Origin of the sequence: Streptomyces sp. CB02959 (genome assembly GCF_002803155.1) — a bacterium.
Taxonomy (GTDB): Bacteria; Actinomycetota; Actinomycetes; order Streptomycetales; family Streptomycetaceae; genus Streptomyces.
On sequence record NZ_NNBP01000029.1, the window covers coordinates 42,244 to 57,639 of the forward strand.

General features: G+C 74.2%; 16 protein-coding genes. 6 read left to right on the forward strand and 10 right to left on the reverse strand.

Features of this window, described 5'->3' with window-relative positions:
- Positions 1 to 151 precede the first annotated feature (151 nt).
- Positions 152 to 1,417, reverse strand: a complete 1,266-nt coding sequence (gene phnA / locus CG747_RS36350; RefSeq protein ID WP_100606172.1) for a phosphonoacetate hydrolase — start codon at positions 1,415 to 1,417, stop codon at positions 152 to 154.
- A gap of 139 nt (positions 1,418 to 1,556) precedes the next feature.
- Positions 1,557 to 2,261: a GntR family transcriptional regulator gene (locus CG747_RS36355; protein WP_100606173.1), complete on the reverse strand. Its 705-nt coding sequence runs from the start codon at positions 2,259 to 2,261 to the stop codon at positions 1,557 to 1,559.
- A 180-nt stretch (positions 2,262 to 2,441) separates the two neighbouring features.
- Here CG747_RS36355 and CG747_RS36360 point away from each other — a divergent pair, with 180 nt between their 5' ends.
- Complete coding sequence (locus tag CG747_RS36360) at positions 2,442 to 3,389, forward strand: multidrug resistance efflux transporter family protein (protein ID WP_219621583.1); 948 nt, start codon at positions 2,442 to 2,444, stop codon at positions 3,387 to 3,389.
- On the opposite strand, the gene CG747_RS36365 is transcribed toward CG747_RS36360, so the two are convergent.
- Positions 3,297 to 4,778: an APC family permease gene (locus tag CG747_RS36365; protein ID WP_100606175.1), complete on the reverse strand. Its 1,482-nt coding sequence runs from the start codon at positions 4,776 to 4,778 to the stop codon at positions 3,297 to 3,299. The two genes, CG747_RS36360 and CG747_RS36365, sit on opposite strands and share 93 nt — an antisense overlap.
- A gap of 267 nt (positions 4,779 to 5,045) precedes the next feature.
- On the opposite strand from CG747_RS36365, the gene CG747_RS36370 reads away from it, so the two are divergent.
- Genes CG747_RS36370 through CG747_RS36380 form a run of 3 tightly spaced genes read left to right on the forward strand, consistent with a single transcriptional unit; the run spans position 5,046 to position 6,690 of the window.
- Complete coding sequence (locus tag CG747_RS36370; RefSeq protein ID WP_100606176.1) at positions 5,046 to 6,011, forward strand: LysR family transcriptional regulator; 966 nt, start codon at positions 5,046 to 5,048, stop codon at positions 6,009 to 6,011.
- Positions 6,012 to 6,034: 23 nt separating this feature from the next.
- Positions 6,035 to 6,322 (forward strand): hypothetical protein, encoded by a 288-nt coding sequence (locus CG747_RS36375; protein WP_100606177.1) that lies wholly within the window; start codon positions 6,035 to 6,037, stop codon positions 6,320 to 6,322.
- Positions 6,319 to 6,690, forward strand: coding sequence for a fic family toxin-antitoxin system, toxin component (locus tag CG747_RS36380; protein ID WP_100606178.1), 372 nt, complete (start codon positions 6,319 to 6,321; stop codon positions 6,688 to 6,690). Before CG747_RS36375 ends, CG747_RS36380 begins: the two co-directional genes overlap by 4 nt.
- 59 nt (positions 6,691 to 6,749) lie before the next feature.
- Here CG747_RS36380 and bioD read toward each other — a convergent pair whose 3' ends face one another.
- The 3 genes from bioD to bioB all read right to left on the reverse strand — a co-directional run bounded on the left by bioD (position 6,750) and on the right by bioB (position 10,037).
- On the reverse strand, positions 6,750 to 7,481 hold the full coding sequence (gene bioD, locus CG747_RS36385; RefSeq protein ID WP_100606179.1) for a dethiobiotin synthase: 732 nt from the start codon (positions 7,479 to 7,481) through the stop codon (positions 6,750 to 6,752).
- Positions 7,482 to 7,579: 98 nt separating this feature from the next.
- On the reverse strand, positions 7,580 to 8,884 hold the full coding sequence (locus CG747_RS36390) for an adenosylmethionine--8-amino-7-oxononanoate transaminase (RefSeq protein WP_100606180.1): 1,305 nt from the start codon (positions 8,882 to 8,884) through the stop codon (positions 7,580 to 7,582).
- On the reverse strand, positions 8,877 to 10,037 hold the full coding sequence (gene bioB / locus CG747_RS36395) for a biotin synthase BioB (RefSeq protein WP_100606181.1): 1,161 nt from the start codon (positions 10,035 to 10,037) through the stop codon (positions 8,877 to 8,879). The genes CG747_RS36390 and bioB overlap by 8 nt, the downstream gene beginning before the upstream one ends.
- Before the next feature lie 216 nt (positions 10,038 to 10,253).
- On the opposite strand from bioB, the gene CG747_RS36400 reads away from it, so the two are divergent.
- Positions 10,254 to 11,468: an 8-amino-7-oxononanoate synthase gene (locus CG747_RS36400; RefSeq protein WP_257980967.1), complete on the forward strand. Its 1,215-nt coding sequence runs from the start codon at positions 10,254 to 10,256 to the stop codon at positions 11,466 to 11,468.
- A 280-nt stretch (positions 11,469 to 11,748) separates the two neighbouring features.
- The gene (locus CG747_RS36405) at positions 11,749 to 12,195 is read left to right on the forward strand and encodes an anti-sigma regulatory factor (protein WP_100606182.1); all 447 of its coding nucleotides are present in this window, start codon (positions 11,749 to 11,751) and stop codon (positions 12,193 to 12,195) included.
- Positions 12,196 to 12,292: 97 nt separating this feature from the next.
- On the opposite strand, the gene CG747_RS36410 is transcribed toward CG747_RS36405, so the two are convergent.
- From CG747_RS36410 to CG747_RS36425, 4 genes are all read right to left on the reverse strand, one after another.
- Positions 12,293 to 12,940, reverse strand: coding sequence for a GNAT family N-acetyltransferase (locus tag CG747_RS36410; RefSeq protein WP_100606183.1), 648 nt, complete (start codon positions 12,938 to 12,940; stop codon positions 12,293 to 12,295).
- A 55-nt stretch (positions 12,941 to 12,995) separates the two neighbouring features.
- Positions 12,996 to 13,469 (reverse strand): C40 family peptidase, encoded by a 474-nt coding sequence (locus tag CG747_RS36415; RefSeq protein ID WP_100606184.1) that lies wholly within the window; start codon positions 13,467 to 13,469, stop codon positions 12,996 to 12,998.
- Between the two features lie 416 nt (positions 13,470 to 13,885).
- Positions 13,886 to 14,194 (reverse strand): hypothetical protein, encoded by a 309-nt coding sequence (locus CG747_RS36420; protein ID WP_100606185.1) that lies wholly within the window; start codon positions 14,192 to 14,194, stop codon positions 13,886 to 13,888.
- Between the two features lie 6 nt (positions 14,195 to 14,200).
- On the reverse strand, positions 14,201 to 14,836 hold the full coding sequence (locus tag CG747_RS36425; protein WP_100606186.1) for an ATP-dependent Clp protease proteolytic subunit: 636 nt from the start codon (positions 14,834 to 14,836) through the stop codon (positions 14,201 to 14,203).
- Between the last annotated feature and the right edge of the window lie 560 nt (positions 14,837 to 15,396).

Below are 15,396 nucleotides of genomic sequence, written 5' to 3' on the forward strand. Positions count from 1 at the left end.
CGACGTGAACGGGGAGGTGGGGAGCGGGAGTCGGGGCCGCGGGGAGGGGAGGTGGGGGTGAGCGCGGCAGGGCCCCGGCGCGTGCCTCGGCGGCGCGCCGGGGCCGGGGGAGGGGAAGAGCGGGGAGGAAGAGGGGGAGGGGACGGGGCGGTCAGCCGGTCAGCGGCCGTCCGGCGGCGAGGGCGGTGCCGATCCAGTAGCTGTCGAAGTTCCGCAGCCGGTGCCCGTCCGGCAGCGCTCCGACGGGCGTGTTGACCAGGAACGGGACCCGCTGCTCGGTCAGCCCGCCGTGCGAGCGCAGCGGTTCGGTGAAGCCGCTCAGGTCGTGCCGGGCCGGGGTGGTGCCCAGCGCCGTGTTGCGTTCGGCGAGTACGACCAGCTCACCGATCCGGTCGCCCGGCAACTCGAACCGCTGGCACGCCGCGGCCCGGGTCAGCACCGCGTCCACCCCGTCCAGCGCGGTCAGCCCGGCGGCCAGCGCGGTGGTTTCCGCCGGACCGGCCCCCGGCGGCAGGTGCACCGTGGCGTACGAGCCCAGTGCGCCGTGGTGAACCGTGTACGGATCGGTGATCGGCAGCACCACCCGGGCCCGACCGGCGCCCAGCTCCCGGTCCAACTCGTCCTGGAGGAAGACCACCTGAGCCCGGCCCGCGCCGTCGCTCTTGGCGTTCATCCCGTGGTCGGCGGTGACCACCAGCACCGCGCCGAGCGCGTCCAGCCGCGCGAAGTAGCCGTCGAGCATGGCGTAGAAGCCGTTGGCCGCCGGCGAACCGGGGGTGTGCTTGTGCTGGATGTAGTCGGTCAGCGACAGGTACATCAGCTCCGGGCGCTCCCGTTCCAGCACGTCCACGCCCGCGGCCAGCACCAGTTCGCTCAGCTCGGCGCTGTAGACCGGCGGCAGGGCCATCCCGGTGCGCTCCAGCACCTTGTCTATGCCGTGCTCCGCCACGGTGGCCCGGTCGGCCTGTTCGGCGGAGAAGCAGATGCCGTCGACCAGGCCGTGGCCGAGCAGCCGGCGCAGCTTGTCCTTGGCGGTGATCACCGCGACCCGCGCGCCGCGCGCCGAGAAGGCGGCGAACAGCGTCGGGGCGCGCAGCAGCGCCGGGTCGTTCATCATGACCTCGCTGTCCGAGGCCGGGTCGTAGAAGTAGTTGCCGCAGATCCCGTGCACCGAGGGCGGTGCGCCGGTGGCGATCGAGAGGTTGTTGGGATTGGTGAAGGACGGCATCGTGCAGTCGGCGCGCAGATCGCTGCCGCGCCGCAGCATCCCCGCAAGGAACGGCATCCGGCCGTCGGCGACGGCCCGTTCGTGGTAGGCGTCCTCGCTGCCGTCGATGCACACCACCACGACCGGCCGGGCCGGCCAGGCGTAGTCGCGGCCGTTCACCGTCAGCTGCTGGGCAGCGGCTTCCTTCATCTGCGGATCCACCCCTGAGGTCGGTCGACCGGGACGGCGGTCGGTGCCGCCCCACCCCTCATGGGTAGCACCGCCGTTCAGTGCCGCAGAACCACCGAAAACGCTATGCGCGCCATAGCCCCGCGCACCGCGCCGCCGGTCACCGCCGGGCGGTCCGGGCCGGCGCCCCGTCCCGCGCGGCGCCCGCGCCCGCCGCCTCCTCGGCGGCGGCCTCCGCGTCGAGACCGCCCCAGATCGCGCCGGACAGCGACACCGCGGTCTCGGTGTCGCCGGCCGCGCAGGCGGCGATCAGTGCGTCGTGGCGGGCGGCGGAGGCGCGCGCCGCGGTACTGGAGAAGCGGCGGCGCTCCAGCCGCCGCAGCAGCGGGGTGTACCGGCGCACCGTCTCGGCCAGCGCCTCGTTGCCGCACCTCTCGATCGGTACGGCGTGCAGGGCGTCGTCGGCGGCGACCGCGGCGGCGGGATCCTCGGCGTCCAGGGCCCGGACGAACGCGGCGTTGGCCGCCCGCATCCGCGCTAGGTCCTCCCCGGTCAGGCGGGGGACCGCGGTGCGGACCGCGAGGGCGTGCATCGCCTGCACGACGGCGAGCGCGTCCCGGATCTCCTCGGCCACGACCGGGGCGACCCGGGTGTAGCTCTGCGGTTTGGACACCACCAGCCGTTCGGCGGTGAGGCGGGCCAGCGCCTGCCGTACGGGGGCGCGGGACAGGCCCAGCCGTTCGGCGAGGTCGCCGTCGTGGAGCCGCTGTCCGGGCGGCAGCTCGCCGGAGACGATCGCCTCCAGCAACGCGTCGTACGCCTTGTCGCGCAGCAGCCTTCTCGGCACCGGTTCCAGAGCGGTCACGCCCCGATCCTAAGCGGCCGGACCCGCCCGCCGGCACCGGACTCCCGGCCACTAACATTTCAGATGTCAATTCCCCGATCTGATCCCCTCGGCTCGGGAAACCGCAGGTCAGCTCGGTCGAGCGGGGGCCTGCACCGGTGTCGCCGAGTGGCCTGTAACGGTGTTATGAAAGGGAGAACCGTGCCGATATCCACCCGCGGCGCACGGAGCGGCGTCGTCCTCCCCATGGGCCTCGGCGTCCTCGCCGCCGCCTGCTTCGCCACCACCTTCGTGCTCAACCGCATGATGAGCACGGCCGGCGGCTCCTGGATGTGGAGCGCGAGCCTGCGCTACCTGCTCATGACCGTCCCGCTGCTCGCCCTGGTCGCGGTGCGCGGCGGGCTCCCCGCCGTGCTGCGCAGCCTGCGGGCCCGGCCGGGCGTCTGGCTGCTCTGGTCGACGATCGGCTTCGGGCTCTTCTACGCGCCGCTGACCTGGGCCGGGGAGCACGGCGCCGGTTGGCTGGTGGCCGCCACCTGGCAACTGGTGATCGTCGCCGGCATCGCCCTGGGCGCCTGCGGCGGCGGCCGGGTCCCGCTGCGCACCCTCGGCGTCTCGGTGCTGATCGTGGTCGGGGTCGTCCTCACCCAGTTCGGGCAGGCCGGCGGCATCACGGCCGCGGACACCCTGCGGGTGGTGCTGCCGGTCCTCGTCGCCGCCGTCGCCTACCCCCTCGGCAACCGCCGGCTGCTCGGCCTCGACGGCCTGGACGGGGTGCAGCGGACGCTCGCCATGACGCTGGGCTCGCTGCCGCTCTGGCTGGTACTGGCCGGCACCGCCGCGGCCACCCAGGGTCCGCCGTCCGGCGGCCAGTTGACGCAGTCGCTGATCGTCGCGCTGCTCTCCGGCGTGGTGGCCACCACCCTCTTCTTCCGCGCCACCGACCGGGTGCGGCACCACCCCGCCGCACTCGGCGCGGTCGAGGCGACCCAGGCCGCCGAGGTGCCGTTCACCCTGCTCGGCGAGGCGCTGCTGACCGGCGTCGCGGCGCCCGCGCTATCCGGGTGGACCGGCCTGGCGCTGATCGTCGCCGGGCTGTGCGCGCATGCGCTGGGTCACGTACCCCGCGACGGAGACCGCCAGCAGTAGCCCGACGGTGCCCAGCGTGAACGTCTCGAAGGTGAGCCGGGAGACGCCCCACTCCGCCCGGAAGCGGTACGGGATCCCGACCGCCGCCTCCAGCGTGCCGGGGAACAGCGCCACCCACGAGCCGAGCAGGATCCAGGCGTAGACCAGCAGCGCCGCCACCGTGAAGCCCCGGGTGCCGAACGGGACCTCGTAGGGCCGAGGCACCTCGCGGTGCCGCAGCCGGAGCACCAGCAGTGCGGGGATCACCGCCAGGTACGACAGCAGCAGGGTGGTGATCGCCACCGACAGCACCGCGCCGAAGGCGGCCGCGGCGTCACCGTGCGCCAGGTGCATGGCGGCGACCATGAAGGCGGTGGCGGTCACACCGGAGAGCAGGTTCATCCGGACCGGGGTGCCCAGCCGCGGATGGAAGGCCCCCAGCGCCCGGGTGAAGAAACCGCCGTCGGCCGCCGCCATCGCCTGCATCCGGTCGGCGACGATCATCCAGGCGCTGCCCTGGGTCAGCAGCGCCACCGCGAACAGCACCGCCGCGCAGGTCAGCAGCGGCCCGCGCCAGCTCCCGTAGACCCCGAAGACCAGTTCCGCGGCGTCCATGAAGCCGCCGATCCCGGTGACCCGGCCCGGCGGCGCGGCAGACAGGATCGCCGCCACCGGCAGCAGGTAGCAGCCGGCGGCGATGGCACCGGACACCCCGATCGCCACCGGCACGTCGTGCTGCGGATCGAGCATCTCGTCGCCCGCCGCGTTGGGCGCCTCGAAGCCGACGTAGGCGAAGAGCAGCACCGGCACCAACGCCAGGAACCCGGCGGTGGTGGGCGTGAAGTGCGCCTCCGCCAGCCCGCGGAAGCCGTGCTGGACCCCGTAGGCCACCGCCGTGACCGTGAAGAACGCCAGCGCCAGGACCTTCACCGCGGCACCCGCCGTGGTGATCCACTTGCCGCGGCGCAGCGAGACCACCGCGGTGAGGATGGCGGCCCAGATGAAGACCAGCTTGAAGGCGTAGTCGGCAACGGTCCCGGAACCGAGCGGGAAGACGAAACCGTTCCACGCCTGGGCCGCCAGGAACACCAGTGAACCGCCGAGCCACACCGGATTGGTGACCCAGTAGAACATCGTCGTCAGCACGGCCGGCAGCCGCCCGAACGCCACCTCCACCCACACGTACGGGCCGCCCTCCTGCGGGAAGGCGGCGCCCGTCTCGGCGAACAGCAGGGCGTACGGCAGCAGGAACACCACCGCGAGCACCGTGATCCAGACGACCGCCTGCCCGCCGCCCGCCGCGATCTGCCCGATCACGTCGAACGAGACCACCGCGGCGACGCCCATCGCCATGATGTCGAAGCGGCGCAGACTGCGCCGCAGATGCGGGACGGGGGCGGGGACGGACACGGCGGCGCTCCTCCGGGGCGGGGCGGCCGGCCGGTCCGGCCGGTCCGGAGGAACTCATCGTGCGGTACGCGCCCCGGCGGCCCGGCGGTGGCGCGGCGGGCGGACCGCGCCGGTCGCCCCGATGGCTCGGGCCCAGGGCCCCGGGCCCGGTGGGTGCCCGGCGCCCCTGTCCACGGCGGGCTTCCCCCGCTAGGGTCGACTGCGTAGTCGATCATGGCGCTTCCCCACGGCGCCCGGCGCGCCGTGCGCCAGGACCGAGGGAGGGCCGTGGAACTCAACCTCCACCGACTGTGGATCTTCATGCAGGTGGTCGAGCACCAGGGCTTCTCCGCCGCGGCCCAGAAGCTCTACATGAGCCAGCCCTCGGTCTCCAACCAGGTGCGGCGGCTCGAACAGTCCCTCCGGGTCACCCTCATCGACCGCTCCGGCACCCGCGCCCGCCCCACCGCCGAGGGCGAGGTGCTCGCCGCGTACGGCAAGCGGGTCTTCCTGCTCGCCGAGGAGGCGGTGGCCGCCGTCCAGCAGGTCAGCGGGCTGGTCACCGGGCGCCTCCTGGTCGGCGGCTCGGCGACCGTGGGCACCTACCTGCTGCCCGCCCTCCTCGCCCGCTACCAGCGGCGCCACCCCGCCATCGACTGCGACGTCTTCGTCGGCAACTACGAGGCCGTCCAGGAGCGGCTGCTCGGCGGCGCCATCGGCATCGCCGTGGTGGCCGGCACCCCGCTCGGCGACCGGCTGGTCGTGGAGTCCGTCCTCGACGAGCACCTGGTCCTGATCGCCGCCCCCGGCCACCCGCTGGCCGACCGCGCCACCGTCACCCCGGACGACCTGGCCGCCGACGGCACCCGCTTCCTGCTCCGCGAACCGGGCTCGCAGACCCGCGCGCTCCAGGAACGCGTGCTTGGCGACTGGGGGTTGGGCGGTGCTTCGCGCGCCGACATCTGGGGACCCGAGGCGGTCAAACAGTGCGTCGCGGCCGGCATGGGCCTGGCCCTGATCTCCGAACACGCCGTCGTCGACGAACTGCGCGCCGGCACGCTCGCCGCGCTGCCCGTCACCCCGGCCCCGCAGCCCCGCCCGATCAGCCTCGTGCGCCGCCGGGACCGGCTGCTGTCCCCGGCGGAACGGGCGTTCCTGGAGGTGCTGCGCGGGGTGCGGCACTGGCCGGGTACGCCCGGCGAAGCCCCGGACGGAACCGCCCGGCACACCGGCGACGGCCCTTGCCGGTGCTAGCGGATCCGCGCTAGCTTGGAGGGGTGGCGAAAACCCAGTTGAACGTCCGGGTGGACGAAGCCACCGCCGAAGCGGCGCGGGAGCGCGCCCTCCAGCGGGGAGTCAGCGTGAACCGCTATATCGAGGAACTCGTCCTCAAGGACGCCGGCGAAGTCGGCCAGACCTTCGTCGAGGCCGCCGCGGACTTCATGAAGCAGTACGAGCGGGTCTTCGCCGACGAGTTCGGCCTCGACCCGGGCCCGGACCGCCTCCGCCCCGCCCCCGACCAGGGGAGCGCCCACCACCGGGAAGGGCAGCCGGGCACAACGTGACACTGCGCATCGATCTCGCCTGGCTCCTCCTGATCGCCGAACAGCACACACCCGGAGACCCGCAGGTCACCGACTGGGGCGCCCTGATGGCCGCGGTCGGCCGCCACGAAGCGGAGATATTCGGCGTCCCCGTCTACCCCGAGCCCCAGGACCGCGCCGCCGCCCTGCTCCAACTGCTGCTCCACGTCCCGGCGCTGGAGCGCTCGAACGCCATGTTCGCGACCGCCGTCGCCTACGGCTTCCTCGTCGCCAGCGGCCTGAAGGTCGCCACCTCACCCGAGCAGGTCCGCGATCTGGCCCGCCTGGTCAAGGACGGCACCACCGACGTCCGCGCCATCGCCGACGAACTCCGTACCTGGACGGTCTGACCCGGCCGCCCCTCCCGCGGCCACGCGCCGCGCCGCGGCGGTGGCCTTCGGCGAGGGGACTACGAGGCGGCGGTGGCCGGTTCGCGGACGGCGTCGCGGGGGGCGAAGGTGCCCGAGCCGCCCAGTGCCGGTGCCAGCCAGCCGGAGGCGGCGGCGCGGAAGGCGGACGGCGGCAGGGCGCCGGAGCCCTCCGGGACCATGCCGAGGAGCGGGGCGCCCGCGGCCTCCGGCAGGTCGTCGAGGTTGCAGCGGGCCGCGAGGTCGGGTTCGGCCGGCCAGCTGCCGATCACGACGCCGGGGCAGGCGAGGCCGTGCGAGCGCAGCGCCAGCGCGGTCAGTGCCGTGGTGTTGAGGGTGCCGAGGCCGGCCTGGACGACGACCAGGACCGGGGCGCCGGCCATCCGCGCGGCGTCGGCGAGGGTGTTCCCGTCGTCGTCGAAGCGGACCAGCAGCCCGCCGGCGCCCTCGACCAGCACCAGGTCGTGCGAGGCGGCCAGCTGCGCCGCGGCCTCGGCGATCTCCTGCGGACGCACCGGCGGCAGACCGGCCCGCCGGGCCGCCGTGTCGGGCGCCAACGGCTCGGGGAACCGGGCGAGTTCGGAGACGGTGACCGCACCGGCCAGCCGCCCGACCTCCGCCGCGTCGCCCGGCGCGTCCGCGGTGAGGCCGGTCTGGGCGGCCTTGAGGACCGCCACCGTACGGCCCTGGCGGAGCGACGCCGCGGCGATCGCGGCCGTGGTCACGGTCTTGCCGATCTCGGTACCCGTACCGGTCACGAACAGCACCGACATGTGGTGTGCCTCCGAACTCTTCGCTGGTGGTGGTGATGATGCGGGGCGGGGGCGGACCGGATCACCGGCCGACCGCCCCCGCCCGAGGCGGGGGGCGTTCAGCCCTCGCGGGCGGCCGCGCGCACCGCGGCGCAGATCCGCGCCACGTCCTCGTCGCCGGTGATGTACGGCGGCATGGTGTAGATCAGGTCCCGGAACGGACGCAGCCAGACGCCCTCCCGGACGGCGGCCCGGGTCGCGGCCGCCATGTCCACCGGATGGTCGAGCTGGACCACGCCGATCGCGCCCAGGACACGCACCTCGCGCACCCCGGGGAGCTCCGCGGCGGGCGCCAACCCCGCCCGGAGACCGGCCTCGATCCGTTTGACCTCCCGCGCCCAGTCCTGGGACAGCAGCAGCTCGATGGACGCCTCGGCGACGGCGGTGGCCAGCGGGTTGCCCATGAAGGTGGGCCCGTGCGCCAGCACCGGCAGCTCGCCGCGGGAGATCCCCTCGGCCACCTCCGTGGTGCACAGTGTCGCCGCGAGGGTGAGGTATCCGCCGGTCAGGGCCTTGCCCACGCACATCACGTCCGGTGCGACACCGGCGTGCCCGGCCGCGAACAGGCTGCCGGTGCGGCCGAAGCCGGTGGCGATCTCGTCGAAGACCAGCAGCACGCCGTGCGCGTCGCAGGCTTCCCGCAGCACCCGCAGGTAAGCGGGGGAGTGGAAGGACATCCCGCCCGCGCCCTGCACCACCGGCTCCACGATCACCGCCGCCAACTCGTCGGCGTGCCGGGCGATCAGCTCCCGCAGGTGCGCCGCGTAGGCGGCGTCCGGCGGGGCGTCGAAGCCGGCCGGCGGCGCGTCGGCGAAGATCTGCCGGGGCAGCACGCCCTGCCACAGGTCGTGCATCCCGCCGTCCGGATCGCAGACCGACATGGGCTGCCAGGTGTCGCCGTGGTAGCCGCCGCGCCAGGTCAGCAGGCGCTGTTTGCCGGGCTTGCCTCGCGAACGCCAGTACTGGAGGCACATCTTGACCGCCACCTCGACCGACACCGAACCGGAGTCGGCGAGGAAGACGTGCTGGAGCGGCTCGGGGGTGATGTCCACCAGCCGCTTGGCGAGCCGCACGGCGGGCTCGTGGGTGAGCCCGCCGAACATCACATGGCTCATCCGCTCCAACTGGCCGCGGGCCGCGTCGTTGAGCACCGGGTGGTTGTAGCCGTGCACCGCCGACCACCAGGACGACATCCCGTCCACCAGCTCGGAGCGCCCCTCGGCCGGGCGGCCCAGCCGCAGCCGGACGCCGCCGGCCGACTCGACCAGCAGCGGCTCGCTCCGGCCGGGCATCGGCCCGTACGGGTGCCAGACGTGCTGCCGGTCGAGGGCCAGCAGCTCACCGGGGGTGAGCGGCTCAGGCATTGGGCGGCAGGTCGGTGCCGGCGCCGCGGCGGCGCACCGCGACCAGATCGCGCCGGGCGTCCTCGGAGGGGGCCGGAACGACGGCCTCCGCGGCGGTCCCGGGCTCGGCGTCCGCGGTGTCCGTGGTGTCCGTGGTGTCCGCCGCGTCCCGGCGGTGCGCCGGCAGCGTGGTGGTGTCGGTGCCCTCCACCTCGAACCCGGCGTCCGCGATCATCGCCAGGTCGTCCTTGCCGGCCTGGCCCTCGCTGGTCAGGTAGTCGCCCAGGAAGATGGAGTTGACCAGGTGCAGGGCGAGCGGCTGCAGGCTGCGCAGGTGCACCTCGCGGCCGCCGGCCAGCCGGACCTCCACGTCCGGGCAGACGAACCGGACCATCGCCAGGATGCGCAGGCAGCGCTGCGGGGTGAGGTTCCACTCCTTGGCCAGCGGAGTGCCCTCGAACGGGATCAGGAAGTTGACCGGCACCGAGTCCGGGTCCAGCTCGCGCAGCGCGAAGACCACGTCCACCAGGTCGGCGTCGGTCTCGCCCATACCGGCGATCAGCCCGGAGCAGGCGGACATCCCCGCCGCCTGGGCCTGCTGGACGGTGTCCACCCGGTCGGAGAAGTCGTGCGTGGTGCAGATGCCGCCGTAGGTGGCTTCCGAGGTGTTGAGGTTGTGGTTGTAGGCGTCGGCGCCCGCCGCGCGCAGGCGCTCCGCCTGGCCGTCGTTCAGCAGCCCCAGGCAGGCGCAGACCTCGATGCCCTCGTTCTGCTCCTTGATGGTGGCGATGGTCTCCGAGACCCGGTCCACGTCCTTGTCGGTGGGGCCCCGGCCGCTGGCGACCAGGCAGACCCGCTTGGCGCCGCCGGCCACCCCGGCCGCGGCCGCCTTGGAGGCGTCGTCGGGCTTGATCCAGGTGTACTTGAGGATCTCCGCCTTCGAGCCCAGCCGCTGGGAGCAGTACGAGCAGTCCTCCGGGCACAGGCCCGACTTGAGGTTGACGAGGTAGTTGAGCTTGACCCGCCGCCCGAACCACGTGCGGCGCACCTTCCCCGCCGCGGCCACCACATCGAGCAGTTCGTCGTCGGACGTCGCCAGTACGGCGAGCGCCTCGTCACGGGTCGGCACCTCGCGCCGCAGTCCCTTGTCCACCAGTGTGTTCAGCAGGTCCATGGCGATGATCCTGACGTACGGCCCGGCCCCCGGCCAAGGAGGATTCCCACAATGCCCGGCGATCGGGGTGTGTGCATCACCACACCGTCTCCGTGCGGAACGACCGCTAACGTCTATCGACAGCCCACAATCGAGGCCCCGCAGCCCCGTTGCCGGGACCCGCGCGCCGGGCCCGCGGCCGGGCTCGTTCCCGAAGCCCCCGGACGAAGGACGCCGATGCCGCCGGACCACGCCCCACCGCTGCTGTGCGACGCCCCGGCCGTGCCGCCCGCCGCGGGCCCCCGGCCGGCGTCCGGCGCCGCGTTCGACTGGATCGACGCCGCCCGCGCCGAACGCCACCGCGCGGGACTGGTCCGCACCCTGCGGCCCCGGCCCGCCGACTCCCCGCTGCTCGACCTGGCCGGCAACGACTATCTCGGACTGGCCCGGCACCCCGAGGTGACGCGGGGCGCGGCCGAGGCCGCCGACCGCTGGGGCGCCGGTGCGACCGGCTCGCGACTGGTCACCGGCAGCACCGAACTCCACGCCCAACTGGAGCACGAGCTCGCCGAGTTCTGCGGTTTCGAGGCGGCCCTGGTGCTGTCCTCCGGGTACACCGCCAACCTCGCCGCGGTCACCGCGCTCACCGCCCCCGGCACCCTGGTCGTCTCCGACGCCGGCAACCACGCCTCCCTCATCGACGGCTGCCGGCTCTCCCGGGCCCGCACCGAGGTGGTCCCGCACGCCGATCCGGCGGCCGTCCGCGCCGCGCTGGCCGGGCACCACGGCCGGGCGCTGGCGGTCACCGACTCGGTCTTCTCGGTCGACGGTGACGCCGCGCCGCTGCCCGCGCTCGCCGACGCCTGCCGGACCCGGGACGCCGCACTGCTGGTCGACGACGCGCACGGGCTGGGCGTGCTGGGCGACGGCGGCCGCGGTGCGCTGCGGGCCGCCGGGCTGGCCGGGGACCCCGACGTGGTGGCGACCGTGACGCTCTCCAAGTCCCTCGGCGCGCAGGGCGGCGCGGTGCTCGGCCCGGCCCGGGTCGTCGAGCACCTGGTCAACACCGCCCGCTCGTTCATCTTCGACACCGGGCTGGCCCCGGCGGCGACCGGCGGCGCGCTCGCCGCCCTGCGGCTGCTGCGCCGGGAGCCGCACCGTTCCGAACGGGTCCGGCAGGTGGCGCGGGAACTGCACGCCCGACTGACCGCGGCGGGCCTGACGGCGGTCCGCCCGGACGCCGCCGTGGTCTCCGTGCGCGCGCCCTCGCCGGAGGCGGCGGTCCGCTGGGCCGCGGACTGCCGGGCGGCCGGGCTCGCGGTCGGCTGCTTCCGTCCGCCGTCCGTGCCCGACGGGATCTCCCGGCTGCGGCTCACCGCCCGAGCGGACCTGACGGACGCTCAGATCAGCACCGCGGCCGACATCATCGTGGCGACCGCCCCGGTGGCCTGAAGTCGCCATTCGGCACCGGCGGCGTCGCGGGCACCAGAGCCGCGGCGCCGCAACGGGCGCCCCATACACCCCAAACGCCGTCTGCCGCAGCACTGTTCACCGCATCGAGCGAGAGAATCGCGACAGAACTCCGTATGTGTTGGGCGATCGCTCACCGCACCGGCAGCATGGGTGGCAGTCTGGCGCACGGTACACAACCGAGGCCGCCGGCACCCCGGCCGGCATCCCGGCTGTCCGGCGGGCCGGAGCCGCGCCTCGGCGGGAAAGGGACGGCGTCGTCATGGCAGACCACCAGGAATCCACCCGCACTCTGCCGAGCCTCCCCGACTCGGTCGCCGCGGCCCGCGGACACGTCCGGGACGTCCTCGCCCGATGGGGCCTGCCGCCCGGGTCGGCCGCCGCCGACGACCTCCTGCTGATCGTCTCCGAACTCGCCACCAACGCCGTCCAGCACACCCGCGGCCGCTCCCCGGCCTTCACCGTCGAGCTCCGCCTGGAGTGCGAGGAACAGCTGTGCCTGGGCATCACCGACGGGCATCCGCGCCCGCCGCGCCGGCTGCCCGCCGCGGTGCAGCAGGACAACGGCCGGGGGCTGGTCATCATCCGCTGCCTCGCCGCCGAACGCGGCGGCCGCCTCTGGGTCGAGCCCGTCGCGGCCGGCGGCAAGACGGTCTGGGTCACGGTGCCGTGGCCCCCGTCCGCCCCGTGTCGGGCGGACGGCCCGTAGCGCCTGTCCGGCGATCGCGGGGACGGGCAGCCCCTGGGCCGTGTCCGCAACGTCCCGTCGTTCGCCCGAACGGCAGGCGGGACTCCGCGGTCACGACCTAGCCGCGCTCCCCGGGCGGCACCAGCAGTGCCTCCGCCCCGACCGGCCGGAACCCGGCCGCCAGCAGGGCCCGTACGCTGCGCGCGTTGCCCGGCGCGACCTGGGCCCACAGCAGCTCGCCCGCCGGGACCAGATGCCGTGCGGACCGCGCCAGCTCCCGCCCCAGACCGCGCCCCTGGGCGGCGTCGTCGACCTCCACGGCGAGCTCCCGACGGCCGGCCACCCCGCGGCCGAGCACGACGGTCCCGCCGTCGGCGGTCGTCCAGGCCCGCACCGCGTCGCGGTGGCGCAGGGCCCGCGCGGTGCGGGGGTGGTCGCGGTCCGTGGAGCGGGTCAGCGCCAGGGGCGGCGGCCCGGGGAGCGCCTCGGCGACCGTGAGCAGGTCGATGTTGTTCACCTCGCGGCCGAGCCGGGCGCCCAGCGCGCTCAGGAACGGCGGGTTGAGCGGCGCCGCGAGGTCGCCGGGCGGTATCCGCTCGTGCACCCACGCCGCCGGCACGTCGGCGAACACCACGGCATGGGCGGTGAAGGACACCACCCCGGCATCGCGCGGGGACGGCGCGGGCAGCACCGTCACCGAGCCGTCGGCGGGCGGAAAGCTCCCGCGTGCCGCGGCCGTCAGCAGCTTGCTCAGTCCCGAGGTCACGCCGCCAAGTTACCCAAGGCCACCGACAGTTGGCCGGGCGGCTCGGCGTCGCCGGTCAGCGCACCCGTCCGTACCAGACGGCACGGCTCCAGATCCGCTCCAGCCGCACCACGGCGCCGGCCTTGGGCGCGTGCCAGATCCGGTCGCCGCCCGCGTAGATGCCGACGTGGTAGATCCCGCTGCCGGAGTGGAAGAAGACCAGATCGCCGCTCCTCCGGGAGGAGCGCGCGACATGCTGGGTGCGGCGGTACTGCTGTGCCGCGGTGCGTGGCAGGGCCCGGCCGGCGCGGCGGTACGAGTAGAGCGTCAGTCCCGAGCAGTCGAAGCTGTCCGGTCCCTGCGCCCCCCACTTGTACGGGGAGCCCTGCTTGGAGGCGGCGATCCGCAGGGCCTTGACGGGGATGGACGCTAATTCGGCCTCCGCGGCCGCGCCCGGGGCGGGTGTGGGCCCGCCCAGCGCGACCAGGGTGAGGGCGGAGACGGTGCCGGCGCGCACCAGGAGGTGCGGCATCTGCATGCGCATGGTCATGCGCAACCCTTCGTCAGCCGGTGATCCGGACAACGGCGGGAGCAGCTGCCCGTCCGGACCGCCCCGTCGCTGTGGCGGGGGCTTGTCGTCGAAGGGATCGTCACGCACCGCCCACCCGATTTCCGAGCTGAAATTGCAGTGTGTGACATTGGTCACTTTTGGGCTGAATAGGTTCTTTTGTCCCGTACGTGGCGGTATCGGCCGTGTCGGCGGGGCCGGGACCAGCACCGAAACCCAAGGGGGGCGGGAATCTTCGCCGACCCGCGCAATTCCTCGCCCCCTTACCGCAGCCGCACACATTACGCCGTATGTGCACTCCGGAGTCGTACGTGTCCCGGCGGTGCGCGCCGCCCACCCCCGGAACACGTCCCGAGCCGGGGGCCGTACGGCTCCGTGGGCCCCTCGCGGGAGTCGGGTCAGGCGCCCTCCTGCGGCGGTACGGTCACCCGCCGCGCCCGGCGCTCCCCGTCCAGGACCCGCAGCGCCCGCCCCAGGGTCCCGGCGTGCAGCTCGCTCTCACCGCGGTCGTGCATCAAGGCCAGCGCGTCCCGCAGCTCGGTGGACTTGCGGACCAGGGCCTGGGCCGCGCGCAGTCCGCCGTACGTCCCGGTGGCGCGGGCCGGATTGATCCGGCCCAGCAGGTCCAGGACCTCCAGATAGCTGTCGATCAGCTGCCCCTCGGCCCGGGTCAGGGCGGGCAGCGGCGGCAGTTCGGGCGGCAGCACCGCGCCTCACCGCCCGAGGGGCTGCGCGGAGGCCCGCTTGCGGCCGCGGGTGAGCCCGTCGATCAGGCCGTACTCCTGGGCGGCGGGCGCGTCGAAGAAGGTGTCCCGCTCGATGTCCGCGGCGATCCGCGCCCGCGGCTGCCCGGTGTGCTCGGTCAGCATCTCCTCCAGTCTGTCGCGGGTGCGCAGCAGTTCCTCCGCCCGGATCCGCAGGTCGTCGGCCTGGCCCTGGACCGGTTCGCCGAGCGACGGCTGATGGACCATCACCCGGGCGTGCGGGAGCGCCAGCCGCTTCCCCGGTGCCCCGGCGGCCAGCAGGACGGCGGCCGCCGAGGCCGCCTGGCCCAGGCAGACGGTCTCCACGTCGCACGAGACGTAGCGCATCGTGTCGTAGATCGCGCACATCGCGGTGAACGAGCCGCCGGGCGAGTTGATGTAGAGCGAGATGTCCTGGTCCGGGGCGGCGTGTTCGAGGTGGACGAGCTGCGCCATCACGTCGTTGGCCGAGGCGTCGTCGATGGCCGTCCCCAGGAAGACGATCCGCTCGTCGAGCAGCTTGGAGTACGGGTCGGTCGTCCGGGTCCCGTAGCTGGTGCGCTCGGTGAACTCCGGCAGGACATGGCGCGCCGTCGGCTGCGGCATGGCTGCTCCCTTCCTCTGTAAAAAATGTACAGGACGTACAGGTCGTTAGAATGGGAGCAGATTCTAGTGATCATTTACAAGTCCCAGGCCAGAAGCTGGTTTTGTTTCTCGCTGGAAGCGGATATCTCGCAGTCTGTTTCTGCGGGATCCTGTTCACCGGCTGGGCGGTGAACAGGCGACCTGCCGCAAGTTCGCCCCGACGCCCGGAACTACACCGCGGCGAAGCTGATGTCGCAGGTCGGCCTGCGGGGCGGCGAGGATCGGGATCGCCCCGGAATCTGCCGCCGGTCGACGCCCCGATCGCGGAGTCGTCGGCGGCGAAGAGGCCGAGCGGCGTCAGCGTGGCCGGCCCCGGACCGGCCAGCTCCCCGGGCCCCGGCGGCTGCCGCTCCACCGTGCGTAGCAGCAGCCCGTCGGCCTGAACGGCCTTGCTGGTACCGGCGAGTGCGGTGGCGGCCGGCGCGGGCGCGGCGGTGTCCGCGTCGGACAGCACGGTCGTGGACGCATCGGGCTCGGAGCCGTCCCCGGCCCCACCACCGGTCGTCAACGCGGCGGCTTGG